Origin of the sequence: Micromonospora salmantinae (genome assembly GCF_022230905.1) — a bacterium.
In the GTDB taxonomy this organism is placed as follows: domain Bacteria; phylum Actinomycetota; class Actinomycetes; order Mycobacteriales; family Micromonosporaceae; genus Micromonospora; species Micromonospora salmantinae.
Window position 1 is genome coordinate 12,585 of the sequence record NZ_JAKKFG010000045.1, and the last position, 20,271, is coordinate 32,855.

A 20,271-nucleotide genomic window follows, 5' to 3' on the forward strand; every position below is an offset into this window, starting at 1 on the left:
AGGCGGAACCCGCAAGCTGACCCGACCGACGAACACCTCCCCCGAAAACCCAAAAGGCCGAGCAAAAACGATCACACCCCCTTGGGGTGCCACACCGTCTTCGTCTCCAACAGCGCGGTCATCGGCGCCACCCCTGGGTCAGCGGTCCAGTCGTGGTTCCCCGGGGCCGGTCGGAGCACCCGCTTGAGGTTCTCCGCCGCCTTGACCTCCAGGTCGGTGGCGAGCGCGGCGTCGCTGACCCCGGTCAGGTCGATCGCGTTGACGTCCATGTGCGCTGCCAGCGTCGGCGCGGTCTCGGTGATCGCGCCGGTGAGGATGTTGACCACACCGCCGGGCAGGTCGGAGGTGGCCAGCACCTCGGCCAGCGTCACCGCCGCCAGCGGCTCGCTCGGGGAGGCCGCCACCACCACCGTGTTGCCGCTGACGATCGCCGGGGCGATCACACTGACCAGGCCGAGCAGCGCCGGGCGCTCCGGGGCGACCACAGCGACCACGCCGGTCGGCTCGGGCGCGGAGATGTTGAAGTACGGGCCGGCGACCGGGTTGGCGCCGCCGTACACCTGGGCCAGCTTGTCGGCCCAGCCGGCGTACCAGACCCAGCGGTCGACAGCGGCGTCCACCTCGTCGCCGGGGATGCCCAGGGCGACGAACTGTTCGCGGCGGCCCTCCAGCATCTCGGCGGCCCGGTAGAGGATCTGACCCCGGTTGTACGCGGTCGCGCCGGCCCAGCCCTTGACGGCGGCGCGGGCGGCGACCACCGCGTCCCGGGCGTCCTTGCGGGAGGCCAGTGACACATTCGAGGACTGCACGAGATACGACCGTCCCGACTCGCTGCGCGGGAACTTCCCGCCGATGAAGAGCTTGTACGTCTTGCGTACCGCGACCCGCTCAGACATTGAGGTAGCCCTCCAGCCCGTGCCGGCCGCCCTCGCGACCGTAGCCCGACTCCTTGTAACCACCGAACGGCGAGGTGGGGTCGAACTTGTTGAAGGTGTTGGCCCAGACCACGCCGGCGCGCAGCCGGTCGGCCATCCACAGGATCCGGGAACCCTTGTCGGTCCAGATCCCGGCCGACAGCCCGTACGGCGTGTTGTTGGCCTTCTCCACGGCCTCGGCCGGGGTGCGGAATGTGAGCACCGACAGCACCGGGCCGAAGATCTCCTCGCGGGCGATCCGGTGTGCCTGGGTGACGCCGGTGAAGATGGTCGGCGCGAACCAGAAGCCCCGGTCGGGCAGGTCGCACGGCGGTGACCAGCGCTCGGCGCCCTCGGCCGAGCCGGCGTCGGACAGTTCGCGGATCCGCTCCAGCTGGGCGGCCGAGTTGATCGCGCCGACGTCGGTGTTCTTGTCCAGCGGGTCGCCGACCCGGAGCTGAGCCATCCGTCGCTTCAGCGACTCCAGCACCCGGTCGGCCACGTTCTCCTGGACCAGCAGTCGGGAGCCGGCGCAGCAGACGTGCCCCTGGTTGAAGAAGATGCCGTTGACGATGCCCTCGACCGCCTGGTCGATGGGTGCGTCGTCGAAGACGATGTTGGCGGCCTTGCCGCCCAGTTCCAGGGTGAGCTTCTTGCTGGTGCCGGCGACCGACCGGGCGATGGCACGGCCCACGTCGGTGGAGCCGGTGAAGGCGACCTTGTCCACGCCTGGGTGCTCGACCAGCGCGCGGCCGGTGTCGCCGGCACCGGTGAGGATGTTGACCACACCGGCCGGCAGGTCGGCCTGCTGGCAGATCTCGGCGAAGAGCAGCGCGGTCAGCGGGGTGGTCTCGGCCGGCTTCAGCACCACAGTGTTGCCCGCGGCGAGCGCCGGGGCGATCTTCCAGGCCAGCATGAGCAGCGGGAAGTTCCACGGGATGACCTGCGCGGCAACCCCAAGGGGTTGCGGGATCGCCCCGCCGTGCTGGCTCGCCGGCCTCTGGCCGAACCCGGCGTGCTCCAGCTTGTCGGCCCAGCCCGCGTAGTAGAAGAAGTGCGCGGCGACCAGCGGCAGGTCGACGTCGCGGGACTCGCGGATCGGCTTACCGTTGTCGAGCGATTCCAGGACGGCCAGCTCGCGGGAGCGCTCCTGGATGAGCCGGGCGATCCGGTACAGGTACTTCGCCCGGTCCCGGCCCGGCATCGGGCCCCAGACCTTGTCGTACGCCTTGCGGGCGGCGCGCACCGCGCGTTCCACGTCCTGGGCGCCGGCCTCGGCGACCTCGGCCAGCACCTCCTCGGAGGCGGGGTTGATCGACTTGAAGCTGTCACCGTCGGTCGGGTCGACGAACGTGCCGTCGATGAACAGCCCGTACGAGGGTTTGAGGTCCACCACCGAGCGGGACTCGGGGGCGGGGGCGTATTCGAACATCGGCTATCAGTCCAGGGTGAAGTAGTCGGGACCGGAGTAGGTGCCGGTCGTCAGCTTGGTGCGCTGCATCAGCAGGTCGTTGAGCAGGCTGGACGCGCCGAAGCGGAACCAGTCCGGGTCGAGCCAGTCCGGGCCGACGGTCTCGTTGACCATCACCAGGTACTTGATCGCGTCCTTGGTGGTCTTGATGCCACCGGCGGGCTTCACGCCCACCTGCCGTCCGGTCGCTTCGCGGAAGTCGCGGACCGCTTCCAGCATCACCAGGCTCACCGGCATCGTCGCCGCGATCGGGACCTTGCCGGTGGAGGTCTTGATGAAGTCGCCGCCGGCCAGCATGGCCAGCCAGGAGGCCCGCCGGACGTTGTCGTAGGTGGCCAGTTCGCCGGTCTCCAGGATCACCTTGAGGTGGGCGTCCCCGGAGGCCTCCTTGGTGGCCACGATCTCGTCGTAGACCTCCTTGTAGCGCCCGGCCAGGAACGCACCCCGGTTGATCACCATGTCGATCTCGTCGGCGCCGGCCGCGACGGCGGCCCGGGTGTCGGCCAGCTTGATCTCCAACGGCGCCTGGCCCGACGGGAACGCCGTCGCCACGCTGGCCAGGTGCACGCCACTTCCGCGCAGCACCTCCGCCACGTGGGGGACCATCGCCGGGTAGACGCAGACCGCGCCGACGTGCGGGCAGGACGGGTCGGCCGGGTCCGGACGCAGGGCCTTCGCGGCGAGCGCGCGCACCTTGCCCGGGGTGTCCGCCCCCTCCAGGGTGGTCAGGTCGACCATCCGGATCGCCAGGTCGATCGCCTGGGCCTTGGCGGTGGTCTTGATGGAGCGGGTGCCGAGCTGTGCCGCCCGCTGCTCCGCGCCGACCTGGTCCACGCCGGGCAGGCCGTGCAGGAAGGTCCGCAGAGCGGTCTCGGATCGTCCCAGCTCGGAGAGCTCCGACCGGGCCGACGTCGTTGTCGCCGTCATACCGAGAAGTCTACGCACCAGACCGCTGAGTGATCTTGCTCACGACCGCTCGACGACGTGCCGACGTGAGCGGCGTCCCTGGTCCGACCGCACCCGCACCGCCGCGCGGTACGGACCGGTAGGTTGAGCGATCGTGGACGTACACGTCATTGACCACCCGCTGGCCCAGTCTCGACTGACCGCCATGCGGGACGCGCGCACCGATTCCTCGACGTTCCGGGCGGCGCTGCACGAACTGACCACCATGCTGGTGTACGAGGCGGCGCGCACCTTCCCCGTCGAGCGGTACCCGGTGCAGACGCCGGTCACCGGCACCGAGGGCACCCGGCTGGCCAACCCGCCGCTGCTGGTCCCGGTGCTGCGCGCCGGGCTGGGCATGGCGGACGCCGCGCTGGGCCTGCTGCCCGAGTCCTCGATGGGTTTCGTGGGCCTGGCCCGCGACGAGGAGACCTACGAGCCCCGCGCGTACATGGAGTCGCTGCCCCGCGACCTGGCCGGGCTGCCGGTGCTGGTGCTGGACCCGATGCTGGCCACCGGTGGTTCGCTGGAGCACTCCTGTCGGCTGCTGGCCGATCGGGGCTGCACCGACATCACAGTGCTCTGTGTGCTCGCCGCCCCGGTCGGCATCGAGCGGCTGGAGCGCTCCGGCCTGCCGTTGCGCCTGGTCACGGCCTCGATCGACGAGGGGCTCAACGACAGCATGTTCATCGTCCCCGGCCTCGGCGACGCCGGCGACCGCCAGTTCGGTGGCATGCCCCGCTTCTGAGGGGACACCCGGTCGGTGCCGGGTCCGGCGGGTCCGTGCGCGGGGTGCGTGGACCCGCTACCGTCTCCGGCCATGACTGGTGTTGCGCTCGCCGAGGAGTTGCTGCTCCTCGCCTACGACGACACGACCGGCAAGGCGACCATGCCACGGATCAGCCTGGACCTGGGCATGGCCGCCGCGGTGCTGGTCGAGCTGGCTCTGGCCGGCCGGATCGCGTACGCCGACGGGTCCCTGACGGTGATCGACCCGACGCCGACCGGCGAGCCGTTCAGCGACGATGTCCTCAGCCGGATCGCCGCCGACACCCCGCACACCCCCGCGTCCTGGGTGCAGCGTCTGCGGCACGGCCTGCGCGACCGGATCCTCGCCGACCTGTGCCGGCAGGGCGTCGTCCGGGACATCGACGAGACCGAGCTGGGCTTCATCCACGTGCACCGTTACCCGGTCGTGGACACCTCCGTCGAGGCGGAGACCCGCCAGCGGCTGGCCGAGGCGCTGACCGGCGCGGCAGCCCCGGACGAGCGGACCGCCGCGCTGGCCACCCTGGTCGTGGTGCTCCGGATGGAGTCCGCGCTCGGGGTGAGCGGCGAGGCCGCCGCCGACGCCCGCCGCCGGCTGACGGAGATCGCCACCGGCGCCGGATTCTCCGGCGAGGTGAGCACCGACGACTCGGTGGTCCGCCCGTCGGTCGGCCTGGTCGTCGCCGCCCTGGCCAAGGCCGTCGACCAGGCCCTCGGCCCGCGCCGCTGACCGTCGGGCCGACCCCGCTCGACGCGCCCCTTGCTCTGCACCCGCCCAGGCGCCACCGGCCTACAACTGGATGGCGCTTCCGCGGGTGCAGAGCAAAGGACGGATCTGTCCTGGGTGGGTGCTGCGGGGTTCAGATGCCAAGGGCTGCGCTGACCTCGGCGCGGAGCGCGGCGACGGCCGACGCCGCCCTGCTGCGGGCCGTCCGGACGTCACCCTCCACGACCGGTTCCACCACCTCGAGGTACGCCTTGAGCTTCGGCTCGGTCCCGGACGGGCGGATCACCACCCGGGCCACCGCGGTCCGCAGGATCACCACGTCCGACTCGGGCAGCAGGTCCCGGACGCTGTCCACCGGCTGCCCGAGCAGTGTGGCCGGGGTGGCTGCCCGGATCCGGGCCATCGCGTCGGAGATGACCCGCAGGTCGTCCACCCGGGCGGAAAGTTGGTCGGTGTGGTGTACGCCGAACTCGGCGGCCAGCTCGTCCAGCCGGTCGGTCAGCGTACGACCTCGCGCCTTCAGCCCGGCGGCCAACTCGGCCACTGTCAGCGCGGCGGTGATGCCGTCCTTGTCCCGGACGTGTTCCGGGGCGACGCAGTAGCCGAGCGCCTCCTCGTAGCCGAAGACCAGCGGCGCGCTTCCGCCGCCGGCCCGCACGATCCACTTGAAGCCGGTCAGCGTCTCGTCGTAGGGCAGGCCCCGAGCCGCGCACATTGCCCGTAGCAGTGACGACGACACGATGGTGGTGGCGTAGAGCCCGGTCGCCCCCCGGCGCATCAGGTGATCGGCGAGCAGGACACCCACCTCGTCGCCCCGCAGCATTCGCCAGCCTTCGCTGTCGTCGCGGACGACCACGGCACAACGGTCGGCGTCCGGGTCGTTGGCGATGGCGAGGTCCGCGCCGGTGGAGTCGGCCAGGGCGATCAGCCGGTCCACCGCACCCGGCTCCTCCGGGTTGGGGAACGACACGGTGGGGAACGCCGGGTCCGGCTCGGCCTGGTCGGGCACCACCCCGGGGGTCGGAAAGCCCGCGCGGGCGAAGGCGGCGGTGAGCACCGCCGCGCCCACCCCGTGCAGCGGGGTGTACGCCACCGTCAGGTCCCGTGGCCCGTCCGGGTCGATCACCGCGGTGGCCCGTTCGACGTATGAGGCGACCAGGTCGTCGCCGAGCACCTGACCGGGCTCGCCCAACGGCACCTGGGCCAGCGGCCCGACCGATCGGATGGCGGCCTCGATACCGGCGTCGGCGGGCGGCACGATCTGCGCGCCGGCGCCCAACTCGCCGCCCAGCTCCGCGCCGAGGTAGACCTTGTAGCCGTTGTCCTGCGGCGGGTTGTGGCTGGCCGTGACCATCACTCCGGCGACACCGCCGAGGTGTCGCACGGCGTACGCCAGCACCGGGGTGGGCAGCGGGCTGGGCAGCAGCAGCGCCGGGCGGCCAGCGCCGGTGGCCACCTGGGCGGTGCGCTCGGCGAACTGTCGGGAGCCGTGCCGGGCGTCGTACCCGATCACCAGCGGGCCGGTGCCACCCTGGGCCGCGAGCCAGGTGACCAGGCCGGCAGCGGCCTGGGTGACCACTGCGAGGTTCATGCCGTTCGGGCCGGCGCGCAGCGGGCCGCGTAGGCCCGCCGTGCCGAAGGTCAACGGGCCGGCGAACCGGTCGGCCAGCTCCGGGGCGCTCGCCGGAAGCCCGTCGAGCACCGCCGTCAGCTCGTCCCGGCTGGCCGGGTCGGGGTCGTCGGCCAGCCAACGCCGGGCTTGCTCGCGAATGTCGTCGATGTCAGTGGTGTCCGCCGCCATGCCCCTTGATAGCACGGCGACGGATCATCCCTGTGGGTTCCCTCCGGCTCAGCCGTTCCCGGTGAGCTGGAACGTCCGTGTCATCTCGTCGAAGATCGGCTTGCTCTCCGCGAACTTGGCGTCCGTGGCGGTGAGGTAGAACGAGTACGCCTTGCCGTCCTGGGCGACGCCCCGCCAGACGCCGTGCCGCATCGCGTCACCCGCGCCGCAGGTGTACTCGAATTCGGCTGCCGGCTTGCTGGCCAGTTCGGTCTCGGTGGAGGAGACCTGGTTGTACGGCTTGACGCAGGAGGTGCTCCGGGTCTTGAGGCCGTTCTCGGCCGTCTCGGCCCACCGGACGGAGCTGCTGCTCCACTTCTCGGTGATGATGCGGACCTTGCGGCCGCTGTCCGCCGGGTCGATGTAGTCGGTGTACGAGCCGCCGGTGGCCTTCTTCCAGCCCTTCGGCACCATGACCTGGATCCCGCGGGCCGTGTGCTCCTGCATCTCGACAGTGGGGGCCGCCGGGGCGGACGTGGTGGGCTGCGCGGCCGGGGTGCTCGGCGGGGCGTCCTCGCCGCCGGAGAGCGCCACCGCGGTGATCAGCAGCACGACGACCAGCCCGCCGGCCGCGGCGAGCTGCACCTTGCGCGGCCAGCCCTTGACAGTGGTGACGAGCTGACCACCGGTGGCCCGGACCTTGTCCAGCGCGCTGCCACCCGAGGCGGCGGGCGTGGTGGCCCAGGGCTGGCCGGTGCCCGGCACCGACCACTGGTTGCCGCCGCCGTAGGTGCCGCCGACGCGCTGGGTGGCCTCCGGTGCCGCGGCGCCGTACCCGACCTGCTGGGTGGCGTCGGCCGGGCTGCCGTAGCTGACCCGCTGGGTGGTGTCGGGGTGCCCGCCGGCGTCCACCCGCTGGGTGGCGTCCGCGTTGCCGCCGTAGGTGCGCCCGGGCGCCGGTCGGCCGGGAGGCGGCATCGCGCCGGTCGGCGTGTGCAGCGGACCGGCCAACGCGTCGGCGCTGGTCTCGTCGAGCCCACCGGTGGTGCCGGCCGCGCGAGCTGCCGGCGGGCGCTCGCCCCGGCGCAGCGAGGCCAGCCGGTCGGTCAGGGACTCACCCGGGGCCAGCATCGCCGGGCCACCGATCTGGCTGTCCGGCTTCGGCTGCGGCTGAGCCGGCGGGAGGACGGGGATGGGGCGCTGCTGCACCGGCACCACGGCGTACGGGTCGGTGACCGAGTGCACGGCCGTCGCCGTGCTGCCCAGCGGGCCGGCGAGCAACTCGCGCAGCATGGCCCGGGAGGTGTGCACGTCGAGTCGGCGCGCCGGGTCCTTCTCGAGCAGACCCATCAACACCCGGGTCAGCGGGCCGCTGCGCTGCGGTGGGGCGGGCGGGTCCTCCACCACGGCGTGCATGGTCTCGATCGGGTCGCCCTTGTCGAACGGGGGCCGCCCCTCGACCGCGGTGTAGAGCGTCACACCCAGCGAGAAGAGGTCACTGGGCGGGCCGAACTCCTGGCCCATGGCCCGCTCGGGTGAGATGAAGTGCGGCGAGCCGAGCACCATGCCGGGGGTGGTGAGCTGCACGTCGGTGGGCATCCGGGCGACCCCGAAGTCGGTCAGCACGCAGCGCCCGTCGGTGCAGATCAGCACGTTTGCGGGCTTGACGTCGCGGTGCAGCACGCCGATCGCGTGCGCGACCTCCAACGCGCCGAGCAGTGCGATGCCGATCTTGGCGACGGCGCGGGGCGCGACCGGCCCGTCCTCGATCACCATGTCGGCGAGGCTGCGGGCGTCCAGCAGCTCCATCACGATCCACGGCCGGCCGGCCTCGGTGACCACGTCGTACACCTGCACCACAGCGGGGTGCTGGATGGCGGCGGCGGCGCGGGCCTCGCGCAGGGTGCGTTCGTACATCGCGTCGCGGTCACTGGGGGCCAGCCCCGGGGGCAGGACGACCTCCTTCACCGCCACGTCACGGCGCAGCAGGGTGTCTGTGGCGCGCCACACCGTGCCCATGCCGCCGTTGCCCACCGAGGACCGCAGCGAGTACCGGCCACCAATGGTGGTGCCGGGCGCCGCTCGTCCATTGGCGGGACTAACTGGTCCGCCGCTCCACGTCGGGATCTGAGTCACAGAAAAGCCACCGGGGGAAATCGAGGGGGGCTGGGACACAACCCCCCTATCTTGCTGGTTCCGACGCCCGATGCGAAAGCCGACGCGGCGGACGTTTATCGAAGTCGACAGAACGTGCCCTGTCGTTCACGTGGTGTCGACCGGTCGGGACGCACTGTGCGGTATCCCTCACCCGACCACGTGGCCAGGCGTCCTACCATCCGGGGATGAACCAACGGCGGTCAAGTGAGTCCGGTTTCCAGATCAACGGCGTCTACACGGAGGCCGACCTTCCGGAGGACCTGGACTCCCGGCTCGGCAGCCCGGGCGAGTTCCCGTACACCCGGGGTGTCTACCCCACCATGTACACCTCCCGCCCGTGGACCATGCGCCAGTACGCCGGCTTCGGCACCGCCACCGAGTCCAACGCGCGGTACCACCAGTTGTTGCGGGCCGGCACGATGGGCCTCTCGGTCGCGTTCGACCTGCCGACGCAGATGGGCTACGACTCGGACGAGCCGATCGCGCACGGTGAGGTCGGCAAGGTGGGTGTCGCCATCGACTCCATCGAGGACATGCGGCTGCTCTTCGCCGACATCCCACTGGACAAGGTGTCCACCTCGATGACCATCAACGCGCCCGGCTCGGTGCTGCTGTTGCTCTACCAACTCGTCGCCGAGGAGAACGGGGTGCCGGGCACGGCGCTCAACGGCACCATCCAGAACGACATCCTCAAGGAGTACATCGCCCGGGGGACGTACATCTTCCCGCCGAAGCCGTCGCTGCGCCTGGTGGCCGACACGTTCGCGTACTGCCGCAGCGAGGTGCCGAAGTGGAACACCATCTCCATCTCCGGCTACCACATGGCGGAGGCCGGCGCGACGCCCGCGCAGGAGATCGCGTTCACGCTGGCCAACGGGGTGGAGTACGTACGGGCGGCGCTGGCCGCCGGGCTCGCCGTCGACGACTTCGCGCCCCGGCTGTCGTTCTTCTTCGTGGCCCGCACCACGCTGCTGGAGGAGGTGGCGAAGTTCCGTGCCGCCCGGCGGATCTGGGCCCGGCTGATGCGGGACGACTTCGGCGCCAAGGATCCGAAGTCGATGATGCTGCGGTTCCACACCCAGACCGCTGGCGTGCAGCTCACCGCCCAGCAGCCGGAGGTGAACCTGGTTCGGGTGGCGGTGCAGGGTCTGGGTGCCGTGCTCGGCGGCACCCAGTCGCTGCACACCAACAGCTTCGACGAGGCGATCGCGCTGCCCACCGAGAAGGCCGCCCGGCTCGCGCTGCGTACCCAGCAGGTGCTTGCCTACGAGACGGACCTGACCGCCACCGTCGACCCGTTCGCGGGGTCGTACGTGGTGGAGGCGATGACCGCCGAGATCGAGGCCGCCGCCGTCGAGTTGATGGAGCGGGTGGCCGACCACGGCTCGGCGGTGGACGCGATCGAGGCCGGGTTCCAGAAGCGGGAGATCGAGCAGTCCGCGTACCGGATCGCCCAGGAGATCGACTCGGGGGAACGGGTGGTGGTCGGGCTCAACCGGTTCACCGTGGACGAGGAGGAGCCGTACGAGCCGCTGCGGGTCGACCCGACGATCGAGGCGGCCCAGGCCGACCGGCTGGCCCGGCTGCGCTCCGAGCGGGACGCCGACGCGGTCACGCGGGCGCTCGCCGATCTTCGGGCCGCCGCCGAGGGTACGGAGAACGTGTTGTACCCGATGAAGGAGGCGTTGCGGGCCCACGCGACTGTGGGTGAGGTCTGTGGGACGTTGCGTGAGGTGTGGGGGTTGTACCGACCCACCGACCGATTCTGAGCGCCGGCCGCGACTGCGGCTGAGCGCCCGGCCGCCACTGCGGCCTCGGAGCGCGGTGTGTCCGGCGCTCTCAGCGGGTATCCGGTCGCTTGAGTCGGAACGCACACCGTGTGCGCCCACGGTGGGTGGCTGCGTGTGAGCGTCCTTATCCGGCTCGTTGCGGTGTGTGGTCGGCTAATTGTCGGAGTGTCAGTTCATCACCCCGACTAATGCGACAATTTGGCAACGGGGTTCCGACTGGCGCCGGGATTCGTGACCGCCGCGATCGGTTACGCGTTGTAGGAGGTGAGGGGCTGATGACGGCGTTTGACCGTGATCTACCTGCTGTCCCCCGCCTTGACGAGCGCCCCCAGCAGGGCATACGTGACTCTGCGCGGTCCGATCATTACCGTAACGAGGTTGCGCAGCGTCACCGTCGGAGGTCTAGGCTGTCTGCTGTCCCCGATGATCCATCCATTCCTAGTGATCGAGAATTCGACGTGACGAGTGCGTTGACGCTGCCCACAGGCGGCCAGCTGGCGTCGTCCTGGCCGGAGACGCCACCGGGATCCCAGCCCCTGCCCCGCGAGCTGGACCACCTTCTCGCGCTCCGGGTACCGGGGCTGATCGCTACGCGCCGTCACCTCCACTCGCACCCGGAGCTTTCCGGCAACGAGTTCGAGACGGCCGCGCTGATCGCCCGGGAGCTGTCGCTGGCCGGGCTGAACCCGCGCCTGCTGCCCAAGGGCAACGGCGTGATCTGCGACGTCAACGGCAGGCCGGACGGCCCGGTCGTGGCGCTGCGCGCCGACATCGACGCCCTGCCGCTGGACGATCCCAAGGACGTCCCGTACCGGTCGACGGTGGAGGGCGTCTGCCACGCCTGCGGGCACGACGTGCACACCTCGGTCCTGCTCGGCGTCGGCATGCTGCTGGCCCAACTCGCCGACCTCGGTGAGCTGGACGGTCGGGTCCGGCTCATCTTCCAGCCGGCCGAGGAGATCCTGCCCTGCGGTTCGCTGGAGGTCATCGAGGCCGGCGGCCTGGACGACGTGGTGCAGATCTTCGCGCTGCACTGCGACCCGAACCTGCCGGTGGGCCAGGTCGGCCTGCGGGTCGGCCCGATCACCGCAGCCGCCGACAACGTGACCGTCCGACTCTCCGGCCCGGGCGGGCACACCGCCCGCCCGCACCTGACCGTCGACATGGTCGACGCGCTCGGTCGGCTGATCACCGAGGTGCCGGCCCTGGTCAGTCGCCGGGTGCCGGCCAACAGCGGCCTGCTGCTGGTCTTCGGCCACGCCTCGGCCGGCACCCGCTACAACGTCATCCCGTCCGAGGCGAGCGCGTCCGGCACCCTCCGGGTGATGGACCGCGACACCTGGGAGCAGGCTCCCAAGATCGTCGCTCAGGTGGTGCGGGACGTGATCGCGCCGACCGGTGCCACTGTCGACCTGGAATACCTGCGCGGCCGGCCGCCGGTGTGCAACGACGCCCGCGCCATCCAGGTGCTGACCGCCGCCACCGCCGCCGCCCTCGGCCCGGACGGGATCGCCGAGACACCGCAGAGCATGGGCGGCGAGGACTTCTCCTGGTACCTGGAGTACGTCCCCGGCGCCCTCGCCCGGCTCGGCGTGGGTCGCTCCGGCCCCAACGTCGACCTGCACCGGGCGAGCTTCGACGTGGACGAGCGGTCCATCGCGGTCGGCGTCCGCGTCATGGTGCAGACCGCGTTGCGGGCACTGGCGGCGGCGCGCTGACCGGCGCGACCAGAGCCGGGGACTTGCGCCGTCGGCGCAGCACCACCAGCAGCGCCACCAGCGGTACGCCCAGCGCCACCAGCCACGGCAGCAACGCGCCCAGCACCGTGAGCAGGACGGTCATCGAGACGACGAACGCCTTCCAGCCGCCCTTGAGCCCGACCAGGAAGCCGGTCTCGGCCTCTTCCTCGGTGTCCTTCGCCGCCGGCCCGGCCAGCGACACGGTGATCGTGGAGAGGGCGGTCAGGTCGGCCAGGCGCCGCTTCTTGGCCTCCAGCGAGGCCAGGTCGGCCTCCCGGCGACCCAACTCGTTCTCCAGCGACACCAGGTCGGTGATCGAGGTGGCCCGGGACAGCAATCGGCGGGCGCTCTCCACCCGGGCCCGCTGACTGGTGATCCGGGCCTCCAGGTCGACTGTCTCCTCGGTGACGTCCTGAGTGTCGATCTGCCGGCTCTGCTGCCGACCGAGCTTCGCGATCTCCTCCACCACGCCGGTGAACTTCGCCGCCGGCACCCGCAGCTCCAACTCCGCCACCGCGTCGGCGTCGGCACTACGCCGCTGGTCGCCGCCGACGAAGCCGCCGGCCTGGCTGGCTACGGCGGTGGCCTCGCGGGCGGCGGAGTCCACATCGTCCACCTGCACCCGCATCCTTCCGGTGTAGATGATCGCCCGCTGGTCGACCCGTAGGTCCGGTGCGCCCGCACCGGCCCCCTCCGGCGCGCCCGCGGCGGCGTCCCGGCCCGCCTCGCCGCCGTTGGCCGCTGGCGCCTCGGCCGCCGTGCCCGCGCTGTCCTGCGCCCCGCTGTCGCCGGCACCGCACCCCGTCAGCGCCAGGGCCGCCGCCAGTGTCGTCGCCGCCAGCAGCGCACTGCGGCGTCGTCCCACCTGTCCGTCCATCCCCGCTCCCATCGTCGTCAACCGTGTGGCGATAGCTCGGACGCGACGCGCACACCGGCTGGTTCCGGCAGACTGCGCTGAGGACGTCACGATTCGATAATCGAGGAGTCACGATGCGGCTCACCAAGTACGCCCACTCCTGCCTCCGGGTGGAACACGACGGGGGCGTGCTCGTCGTCGACCCCGGGGTGTTCGGTGACGCCGCGGAGGCGCTGGATGGTGCGGACGCGGTGCTGATCACTCACGAACACCCCGACCACCTCGATCTGGAAGCGCTGCGCCTCCAACTCGACCGACAGCCGTTCCCGATCCACGGGCCCGCCTCGCTCGGCGAGCCCCTGGGCGACGCGGCCGACGTGCTGCGCCCGGTCGACGTCGGCGAGTCGTTCACCGCCGCCGGGGTCGCGGTGCGCGCGTACGGCGGGCGGCACGCCGTGATCCACCCGGACATCCCGGTGATCGACAACCTCGGTTACCTGATCAACGACGTGGTCTACCACCCGGGAGACTCCCTCGTGGTGCCCGACGAGACACCCGTCGACACGCTCTTCGCGCCGATCCACGCGCCCTGGTCGAAGTTCTCCCAGGTGGTCGACTTCATCCGCGCGGTCGCACCGCGGCGCACCTACGCCCTGCACGACGCGTTGCTCAACGACAACGGGCTGGACATGCTCGACCGGCAGTACGCAGCGCTGTCCGGCACCGAATACCAGCGACTGGAGCCCGGTAGCCGGGTGGACGTCTGACCCGATGCCCGGCCTCTCCGCGGAGCTGGTGCAGCAGCTCTACCGCACCCCACCGGACCGTTTCGTGGCCGCCCGGGACGCCGCCGTGGCCGAGGCCCGCCGGGCCGGCGACCCGGCCACCGCCCGGCAACTGGCCCGGCTGCGTCGTCCGACACTGTCCGCCTGGTTGGTGAACCTGCTCGCCATCCGACGCCCGGAGCTGGTCGCCGATCTGGTGCAGCTCGCCGACGCCCTGCGAGTCGCCCAGCGGGAGTTGCGTGGGCCCCGACTACGGGAGCTGTCCGCGCAGCGCCGGGCGGTGGTCGGCGCCCTGGTCGCCGAGGTTCGCAAGCTCGCCGCGGCCGAGCCGGACGCGCCACCGGCGAGCCGGCTGCCCCTGGCCGAGGTGGAGGCGACGCTGAACGCGGCGTTCTCCGACGTCGAAGTCGCCGAGCAGGTGCGGGCGGGCCGCCTGCTGCGGGCGGCCAGCTACGCCGGCTTCGGTGAGGTGCCACGGCCGCAACTGCGGCTGGTCACCGACGATGACGAGGAGCGCGAAGAGGAGCGCCCGGCCCGCCGACCCGGCCCCCAACGGGGCCGTCCCGAGGCGGCACCCCGTACGGACCGGGCGGCCGAGCGTGCCGAGCAGGCCGAACGAGCCGCACAGCGGGCGGCCCGAGCCGAGCGGGCCCGACAGCGCCGCGCCCTGGACCGGGAGTTGGCGAAGGCCCAGGCCGACCAGGAGCGGGCCGAGACCGAGCTGACCGAGGCGACCGGGCTGGAGCGCGACGGTGCGGCCGTACTCGATCGCCTTGAGGCCGAGCTGGCCGAGCTGGAGCGGCGGCGCGCGGTCGCCGAACAGGACCTCAGCCGGGCCAAGCTGGCCCGGCGTGCCGCCGAGCGGGCGGTCACAGTGGCCCGGCGGCGCGCCGGTGAGGTCGAGGCGGCGGTCGAGGCACTGGCGGCCGAAGAGGGGAATGCGGACGCGGGCGGTGGCGCGGCAGACTGACCATCGATGGACGACGACGAGTGTGCGGGCCGTACACGGCGAGTGGCACCGGGTTCGGGCGTGGTCGTGGTCGCCCGGTCGAGTTGCCCGAGCGGGGCGGCGCGGTGACTCCGGAGCAGGTCGCGGCCGCCAGTAAGCCCGTCGTGCTCGACCTGGGCGACGCCTTCAGCCGGGACCCGACCACGTTGCGCCGGGCCCGACTGCTCGGCATCTCCGGCTGGGCCTTCTACATCAGCGGCCGGGCCGGCGCGCTCGGCGGTGTGCGGGCCGAGACGGCCGCCGCAGCCCTCGGGTTCATCGCCCCGGACGCGGTCGCCGACGGCTGGGACGCCGCCGCTCGGGTCGTCCCGCCGTTCGAGGTGGCCGCCGCGAGCCTCGCCGAATGCTGCCGGTGGGGGGCGCAGCAGCTCGGCCCCCTGCCAGGCACCGAGCGCCTGTCGGCGCTCGTCGAGCGGGCCGTGGTGGCGGCGGAGGCCAGTGGGATGCCGCTCTTCGCCGCATGGCGGGCCATGCCGCTTCCGGATCTCTCGCCCGGGGCTCGCAGCGCCGCCGGGCTGCGGCTGCTCCGCGAACACTTCACCGGCGCCTACCTGCTGGCGGTACGCGCCGCCGGGATGACCCCGCTGGAGGCCGTGCTGGCCGGGCCGGAGGGCGAGGCCGGGGCGGTGGCCTGTGGCTGGTCGCCGCCGTACCCGCCGATCGGGCCGCTGGTGCGCCGCCGACTCTGGGCGGAGGCGGTGACCAACCGGCTGGCCGCGCCGGCGTTCACTGCCCTCGGGCCCGCCGACGGCGCGGAGTTGGTGGAGTTGCTGCACCGCACCCGGGCCGACCTCGGCTGAGCTTCCCGTCGGCCGGAAAAATGGGCGGCGCCGGAGCGGATCGGCTGCCAGGATGTCCTGCCGTGACCCTTCCCGCTGGTTGGACGACGCGCCGACCCACCCTCGACGACGTGCCGGCGATCCTCGCGGTGGTGCACGCCGCCGACACCTTCGCCCTCGGCCATCCCGACTTCGACGCCGAGGACGTCGTGGCGTCGCTGACCGCCCCTCACTTCGACCCGACCCGGGACTCCTGGCTGGCCATCGACCCGGACGACACGGTGGTCGGCTGGGCGACCGTGGACAACCCGACCGCTGTGGGCCGGGAGTTCGTGGAGGTCTACGTCGACCCGGTACGGGCCGCCGTCGTCCGCGCGCCGTTGCTGCTCCGCCAACTGGACCGGGTCGCCGAGCGCGCCGCCGAGCGAGGGCTGCCATCGCTCACCGTCCGTTGCGCGGTCTTCGCGCCGGAACGCGACTGGGAACGAACCCTGCGCGAGGTCGGGTTCACTCTCGTAAAGAGGTACGTCCGGATGAGCGGGCCGCTGGACGACCTGCCCGACGAGCCGGCCGGTCCATCGGCAGTGACGGTGCGGCAGGTCCGCCCGGACGACGAGGCCGACCTGCGGGAGTTCCACCGGATCACCGATACCGCCTTCGCCGACACCGCCGATCACGAGCCGCTGTCGTACGAGCGGTGGCGGGCCCGGATCGGTGACCTGACCGCCTGGGACGAGTGGTTCGTCGCCGAGGTGGACGGGGTGCCGGTCGGCGCGTTGCGGTCCTCGGACCAGGCGGTCGACCAGCAGCAGGGCTGGGTGAAGAGTTTGTCGGTGCTGTCCGCGTACCGGCGCAGGGGTGTGGGTGCGGCGTTGCTGCGCCGCGCCTTCGCCCGCTACGCCGAGAAGGGGCGGCGGACGGTCGGCCTGGGCGTCGACCTCACCAACCCGACCGCCCCGCTGTCGCTGTACGAGTCGGTGGGCCTGCGGGAAACCCTGTGGGCCGACATGTACGAGCTTTCCGTTCCGGCGGCCGGTGTGTGATTGACGACCCCGGCCCGGCCCGCCCGGCGCTCCGCTCGACAGCGGTAGCACACTGGAGGGGTGCGATACGCGCTGCTACGCCGAGGCGGTGCCGGTGGGGCGGGCCCGCAACTCGGTGACGTAGTCGTCCGGGGCGCCCGCCTTCTCGGCGGCGTTCGCGATCTCCGACAGATACCACGAGGTCGGCAGGCCACCCTCGTACCCGTTGAAGACGTAGATCCACGCGGTCACGTCGCCGTCGAGGGTGGAGACCCGCACGTGCAGCTTGCGGTACGTGCCGGCGGTCACCCCCTCGATCTCGTCGAGCTGGCCCGCGTCGTACGGGTGGATGTCGTAGAGCGCCACGAAGACCCGGTCACCGGGAGACTCGACCAGGGTGCTCACCGCACCCTCCCAGCCGATCACGTCGGCCCCGGCGAAGGTCAGCCGCCAGCCCTCCAGCCAGCCGGTGCCCACCATCGGCGAATGCGGACAGTAGGCGCGCATCCGGGCGGGATCGAGATTTGAGCCGTAGGCGGCGTGATGACGCACGGCGATGACGATAGCCCGGCCGACGGGTGGGGGAGAATACGACAGTGCGTGTCGAATGCGCTCGGGAGAAGAAAGTCACTGTGACCATGGACGAAGGGCGAACGCTGTGAGCCGGATCGTGATCATCGGCGGGGGGCCGGCCGGGTACGAGGCGGCACTGGTCGCCGCCCAGCTGGACGCCGATGTCACAGTGGTGGAGGCCGACGGTGCCGGCGGTGCCTGCGTGCTTTCCGACTGCGTACCGTCGAAGACCTTCATCGCCAGCTCGGGGGTGGTCACCGGCTACCGGGACACCGAGGAGTTCGGGGTGCACTCGGACGGCCTGGAGGCGGTCACCGTCGACGCGCGGGCGGTGCACGGGCGGGTCAAGCGGCTGGCCCTGGCGCAGTCCGCGGACATCCACGCCAAGCTGCTGAAGGCGGGGGTCACCTTCGTGGCCGGCACCGCCCGGCTCGGCGAGGACTCCCTCGGGCACACCCACCGGGTCGTCGTCACCCCCGCCGACGGCGGCGAGGAGTACTCGATCGACGCGTCCACCGTACTGGTGGCCACCGGCTCGACGCCCCGCCAGCTGCCCACCGCCGTACCGGACGGTGAGCGCATCCTGACCTGGCGACAGGTGTACGACCTGCCGGAGCTGCCCGAGCACCTGATCGTGGTCGGGTCCGGCGTGACCGGCGCGGAGTTCGCCAGCGCGTACCTGGCGATGGGCGTCGAGGTGACGCTGGTCTCCAGCCGGGACCGGGTGATGCCGCACGAGGACGCCGACGCCGCCTCCGCCATCGAACGGGTGTTCCGCAACCGGGGCATGGAGATCCTCAACAACTCCCGGGCCGACGCGGTCCGGCGTACCGCCGACGGCGTCGAGGTCGAGCTCTCCGACGGCCGCAAGGTGACCGGCTCACACGCGCTGATCACCGTCGGTTCGATCCCGAACACCGCCAACCTGGGTCTGACCGAGTACGGGGTGGAGCTGGGCCGGGGCGGCTACCTGACGGTCGACCGGGCCTCCCGGACCAACGTGCCCGGCATCTACGCCGCCGGCGACTGCACCGGCGTGCTGCTGCTGGCCAGCGTCGCCGCCATGCAGGGCCGGATCGCCATGTGGCACGCCCTCGGCGAGGCGGTCCGCCCACTGCGGCTGCGTACCGTCGCGGCGAACGTCTTCACCGACCCGGAGCTGGCCACGGTGGGTGTCTCGCAGGACGAGGTGGACGCGGGCAAGGTGCCGGCCCGGCAGGTGATGCTGCCGCTGTCCGGCAACGCCCGGGCCAAGATGGACGACCTCTCCGACGGTTTCGTGAAGCTGTTCTGCCGTCCCGCCAGCGGTCAGGTGATCGGCGGTGTGGTGGTCGCTCCGAAGGCCAGCGAGCTGATCCTGCCCATCACCATGGCGGTGGAGAACAACCTCACGGTCAACGAGCTGGCCCAGACGATCACCATCTACCCGTCGCTGTCCGGTTCCATCACCGAGGCGGCCCGTCAGCTCATGCTGCACGAGCTGGAGTGACGGGCCGGGCGTGGATCAGCGCCACGGTGGCCAGGACCGCTACCTCGGTGAGGATCAGGAGGCGTTCGGCCAGGCCGATGAGCATCCGGTCGCCGGGGTAGGCGGACCAGATCATCGCCGCCGCCAGGGCCAGGCTCAGCAGGACCAGGGTGCGTAGCGTCCGGGCGGCGGGCGTCAGGTCAGGTCGGCGGGCGAGCAGCCAACCGGCCGCCGGCAACGCCAGGAAGGCGATCACCGACGCGTACCGGTGCAGGTAGGCCGCGGTGGTCATGGCGGTGCCCGGCTCGTTCGTCGGCACCAAGGCGGCCAGCAGCAGCCCACCCACCCACGCGCCGAGCAGCAGCTCGGCCGTTCGACCGGAACGCGGTCGGGGTGGGCTGGCGCGGCGTAGTCCGTACAGCAACGCCACGGTGGCGAGCGCGAGCACCACCATGGCGACGTCGATGACGCCGCCCCGGTCGGAGACCGCGAAGTCGCTGATGGTCAACGCCCACGGGTTGAGGTCGTCGTTGACTTCGAGGTGGCCGATCACGGTGAGCAGCGCCGCCAGGGCGATCCCGCCCAGGGCCAGCAGGCCGGTACTCCGGGTAACAGGCATGCCTCAGCCTGTCGCCGCAGACACCCCACCCGAATCCGGGATGCCCACGGAAATCGCCCCCCGGGACCACCCCTAGAGGCCTTCCGCCATTGGCCGTCACGTGCTTCCGCGCGTCCGTGAACGTCCGAATGGTTGCGAAGACTTTCGCCAGGTCAGGCGACGTTCAGCTGGATGTTCCCAATGCGGGCGACGACGTCGAGATGACCACCCAGGCCGGTGACGTAGGCGCGGAGTGATTCCAGGCTGGTGTGCTCGCCATTCTCGATCTGGCTGATCCTCGCCTGCGTCAGCCCCGCCGCCTCGGCCAGTTGCACCTGAGTCATACCCAGGTGCTTGCGGATCTCCGCCAGCTGCGCCCCACTGACCGCTGCCAGCATCTGCTCACGGTGCTGAGCGCGCCGGGAGACCCGGTCCGGATCAGCCCAGGATGGATCGAGCGCACGGGCCTTCGCCTTGACGTCCTGCCAGTCAGCTCCATCGGTCATCTCTGTGTTTCCCTCAGCCTGGAGAGGTGCTCCTGAAACCGGTCGTCCGCCAACGGGACCGCCGTCTTGTACCAAGTCTGCCACTGGCCCGACTTGTCGCCAGCGACCAGAAAAACAGCTTCTCGAACGGGATCAAAAGCGAAGATCATGCGGACCTCCGTGGAGCCTGTCGACCCAGGCCGCAACTCCTTCATGTGGTGGAAGATGCTGCCTTTGAGGCGGTCAACCAGGGGACGCCCGAGCGCCGGCCCGTGTTCGGCGAGGAGGTCGATGGCCTCGCTGATGAGGTCGGCGCTGGCGGGATCCGTCTTGCAGAGGTTGAGGAACCACTCCTCGACCTCAGGATGAAGTTTGACGTCCCACATGCTGCCAATATAAGTGCAG

Annotated in this window: 19 protein-coding genes; 9 read left to right on the forward strand and 10 right to left on the reverse strand. The window is 71.6% G+C overall.

The genetic code is table 11. The annotated features are described in order from the left end of the window. Nucleotides 1–71: 71 nt before the first annotated feature. The 3 genes from PSH03_RS28945 to deoC are packed head-to-tail and all read right to left on the reverse strand — an operon-like array spanning nt 72 to nt 3,312. A complete protein-coding gene (locus tag PSH03_RS28945) occupies nt 72–896 on the reverse strand; it encodes an aldehyde dehydrogenase family protein (RefSeq protein ID WP_238690992.1) in 825 nt (274 codons plus the stop codon). Then, nucleotides 889–2,346: an aldehyde dehydrogenase family protein gene (locus PSH03_RS28950; protein ID WP_238690993.1), complete on the reverse strand. Its 1,458-nt coding sequence runs from the start codon at nt 2,344–2,346 to the stop codon at nt 889–891. The genes PSH03_RS28945 and PSH03_RS28950 overlap by 8 nt, the downstream gene beginning before the upstream one ends. Before the next feature lie 6 nt (nt 2,347–2,352). Next, nucleotides 2,353–3,312, reverse strand: coding sequence for a deoxyribose-phosphate aldolase (gene deoC, locus PSH03_RS28955; protein ID WP_210784460.1), 960 nt, complete (start codon nt 3,310–3,312; stop codon nt 2,353–2,355). 133 nt (nt 3,313–3,445) lie between these two features. Between deoC and upp the strand changes: the two genes are divergently transcribed. Together upp and PSH03_RS28965 are read left to right on the forward strand one after the other, a co-directional pair. After that, nucleotides 3,446–4,078, forward strand: coding sequence for a uracil phosphoribosyltransferase (upp, locus tag PSH03_RS28960; RefSeq protein WP_210784459.1), 633 nt, complete (start codon nt 3,446–3,448; stop codon nt 4,076–4,078). 72 nt (nt 4,079–4,150) lie between these two features. Then, the gene (locus tag PSH03_RS28965) at nt 4,151–4,828 is read left to right on the forward strand and encodes a GOLPH3/VPS74 family protein (protein WP_210784458.1); all 678 of its coding nucleotides are present in this window, start codon (nt 4,151–4,153) and stop codon (nt 4,826–4,828) included. A 130-nt stretch (nt 4,829–4,958) separates the two neighbouring features. On the opposite strand, the gene PSH03_RS28970 is transcribed toward PSH03_RS28965, so the two are convergent. Both PSH03_RS28970 and PSH03_RS28975 read right to left on the reverse strand, forming a co-directional pair. Next, complete coding sequence (locus PSH03_RS28970) at nt 4,959–6,626, reverse strand: phospho-sugar mutase (RefSeq protein WP_238690994.1); 1,668 nt, start codon at nt 6,624–6,626, stop codon at nt 4,959–4,961. A gap of 48 nt (nt 6,627–6,674) precedes the next feature. Beyond that, a complete protein-coding gene (locus tag PSH03_RS28975; protein ID WP_210784456.1) occupies nt 6,675–8,741 on the reverse strand; it encodes a serine/threonine-protein kinase in 2,067 nt (688 codons plus the stop codon). A 206-nt stretch (nt 8,742–8,947) separates the two neighbouring features. Between PSH03_RS28975 and PSH03_RS28980 the strand changes: the two genes are divergently transcribed. Together PSH03_RS28980 and PSH03_RS28985 are read left to right on the forward strand one after the other, a co-directional pair. Next, nucleotides 8,948–10,531: an acyl-CoA mutase large subunit family protein gene (locus tag PSH03_RS28980; RefSeq protein WP_238690995.1), complete on the forward strand. Its 1,584-nt coding sequence runs from the start codon at nt 8,948–8,950 to the stop codon at nt 10,529–10,531. Nucleotides 10,532–11,010: 479 nt separating this feature from the next. After that, complete coding sequence (locus tag PSH03_RS28985; RefSeq protein WP_210784454.1) at nt 11,011–12,270, forward strand: amidohydrolase; 1,260 nt, start codon at nt 11,011–11,013, stop codon at nt 12,268–12,270. On the opposite strand, the gene PSH03_RS28990 is transcribed toward PSH03_RS28985, so the two are convergent. Beyond that, the gene (locus PSH03_RS28990) at nt 12,227–13,189 is read right to left on the reverse strand and encodes a DUF4349 domain-containing protein (protein ID WP_210784453.1); all 963 of its coding nucleotides are present in this window, start codon (nt 13,187–13,189) and stop codon (nt 12,227–12,229) included. The genes PSH03_RS28985 and PSH03_RS28990 overlap by 44 nt on opposite strands. Nucleotides 13,190–13,281: 92 nt before the next feature. On the opposite strand from PSH03_RS28990, the gene PSH03_RS28995 reads away from it, so the two are divergent. The 4 genes from PSH03_RS28995 to PSH03_RS29010 all read left to right on the forward strand — a co-directional run bounded on the left by PSH03_RS28995 (nt 13,282) and on the right by PSH03_RS29010 (nt 16,763). Continuing rightward, nucleotides 13,282–13,914 (forward strand): MBL fold metallo-hydrolase, encoded by a 633-nt coding sequence (locus PSH03_RS28995; RefSeq protein ID WP_210784452.1) that lies wholly within the window; start codon nt 13,282–13,284, stop codon nt 13,912–13,914. A gap of 4 nt (nt 13,915–13,918) precedes the next feature. Continuing rightward, nucleotides 13,919–14,902 (forward strand): hypothetical protein, encoded by a 984-nt coding sequence (locus PSH03_RS29000; protein WP_210784451.1) that lies wholly within the window; start codon nt 13,919–13,921, stop codon nt 14,900–14,902. A gap of 104 nt (nt 14,903–15,006) precedes the next feature. Next, a complete protein-coding gene (locus PSH03_RS29005; RefSeq protein ID WP_210784450.1) occupies nt 15,007–15,741 on the forward strand; it encodes an SCO6745 family protein in 735 nt (244 codons plus the stop codon). Nucleotides 15,742–15,803: 62 nt separating this feature from the next. Beyond that, entirely contained in the window at nt 15,804–16,763 is a 960-nt protein-coding gene (locus PSH03_RS29010; protein WP_210784449.1) for a GNAT family N-acetyltransferase, read from the forward strand. 75 nt (nt 16,764–16,838) lie between these two features. Here the strand turns inward: PSH03_RS29010 and PSH03_RS29015 are convergent, their stop codons facing one another. Next, a complete protein-coding gene (locus PSH03_RS29015; protein WP_112588201.1) occupies nt 16,839–17,294 on the reverse strand; it encodes a gamma-glutamylcyclotransferase family protein in 456 nt (151 codons plus the stop codon). Between the two features lie 106 nt (nt 17,295–17,400). Here PSH03_RS29015 and PSH03_RS29020 point away from each other — a divergent pair, with 106 nt between their 5' ends. After that, nucleotides 17,401–18,804, forward strand: a complete 1,404-nt coding sequence (locus PSH03_RS29020) for an NAD(P)H-quinone dehydrogenase (protein WP_112588199.1) — start codon at nt 17,401–17,403, stop codon at nt 18,802–18,804. On the opposite strand, the gene PSH03_RS29025 is transcribed toward PSH03_RS29020, so the two are convergent. The 3 genes from PSH03_RS29025 to PSH03_RS29035 form a co-directional block, all read right to left on the reverse strand. After that, entirely contained in the window at nt 18,782–19,402 is a 621-nt protein-coding gene (locus PSH03_RS29025; RefSeq protein WP_238690996.1) for a DUF998 domain-containing protein, read from the reverse strand. The two genes, PSH03_RS29020 and PSH03_RS29025, sit on opposite strands and share 23 nt — an antisense overlap. A gap of 152 nt (nt 19,403–19,554) precedes the next feature. After that, nucleotides 19,555–19,887: a helix-turn-helix domain-containing protein gene (locus tag PSH03_RS29030; protein WP_124823083.1), complete on the reverse strand. Its 333-nt coding sequence runs from the start codon at nt 19,885–19,887 to the stop codon at nt 19,555–19,557. After that, nucleotides 19,884–20,252 carry a type II toxin-antitoxin system RelE/ParE family toxin gene (locus PSH03_RS29035; RefSeq protein ID WP_210784446.1) on the reverse strand — a complete coding sequence of 123 codons (369 nt, stop codon included), beginning with the start codon at nt 20,250–20,252 and terminating at the stop codon, nt 19,884–19,886. Before PSH03_RS29035 ends, PSH03_RS29030 begins: the two co-directional genes overlap by 4 nt. Nucleotides 20,253–20,271 lie beyond the last annotated feature (19 nt).

Excerpts from the sequence above, each read along its gene's own strand:
- PSH03_RS28945 (WP_238690992.1), bottom strand. The coding sequence starts at position 896 with ATGTCTGAGCGGGTCGCGGTACGCAAGACGTACAAGCTCTTCATCGGC.
- PSH03_RS28950 (WP_238690993.1), bottom strand. The coding sequence starts at position 2,346 with ATGTTCGAATACGCCCCCGCCCCCGAGTCCCGCTCGGTGGTGGACCTC.
- deoC (WP_210784460.1), bottom strand. The coding sequence starts at position 3,312 with ATGACGGCGACAACGACGTCGGCCCGGTCGGAGCTCTCCGAGCTGGGA.
- PSH03_RS28965 (WP_210784458.1), top strand. The coding sequence starts at position 4,151 with ATGACTGGTGTTGCGCTCGCCGAGGAGTTGCTGCTCCTCGCCTACGAC.
- PSH03_RS28970 (WP_238690994.1), bottom strand. The coding sequence starts at position 6,626 with ATGGCGGCGGACACCACTGACATCGACGACATTCGCGAGCAAGCCCGG.
- PSH03_RS28980 (WP_238690995.1), top strand. The coding sequence starts at position 8,948 with ATGAACCAACGGCGGTCAAGTGAGTCCGGTTTCCAGATCAACGGCGTC.
- PSH03_RS28995 (WP_210784452.1), top strand. The coding sequence starts at position 13,282 with ATGCGGCTCACCAAGTACGCCCACTCCTGCCTCCGGGTGGAACACGAC.
- PSH03_RS29000 (WP_210784451.1), top strand. The coding sequence starts at position 13,919 with ATGCCCGGCCTCTCCGCGGAGCTGGTGCAGCAGCTCTACCGCACCCCA.
- PSH03_RS29025 (WP_238690996.1), bottom strand. The coding sequence starts at position 19,402 with ATGCCTGTTACCCGGAGTACCGGCCTGCTGGCCCTGGGCGGGATCGCC.
- PSH03_RS29030 (WP_124823083.1), bottom strand. The coding sequence starts at position 19,887 with ATGACCGATGGAGCTGACTGGCAGGACGTCAAGGCGAAGGCCCGTGCG.
- PSH03_RS29035 (WP_210784446.1), bottom strand. The coding sequence starts at position 20,252 with ATGTGGGACGTCAAACTTCATCCTGAGGTCGAGGAGTGGTTCCTCAAC.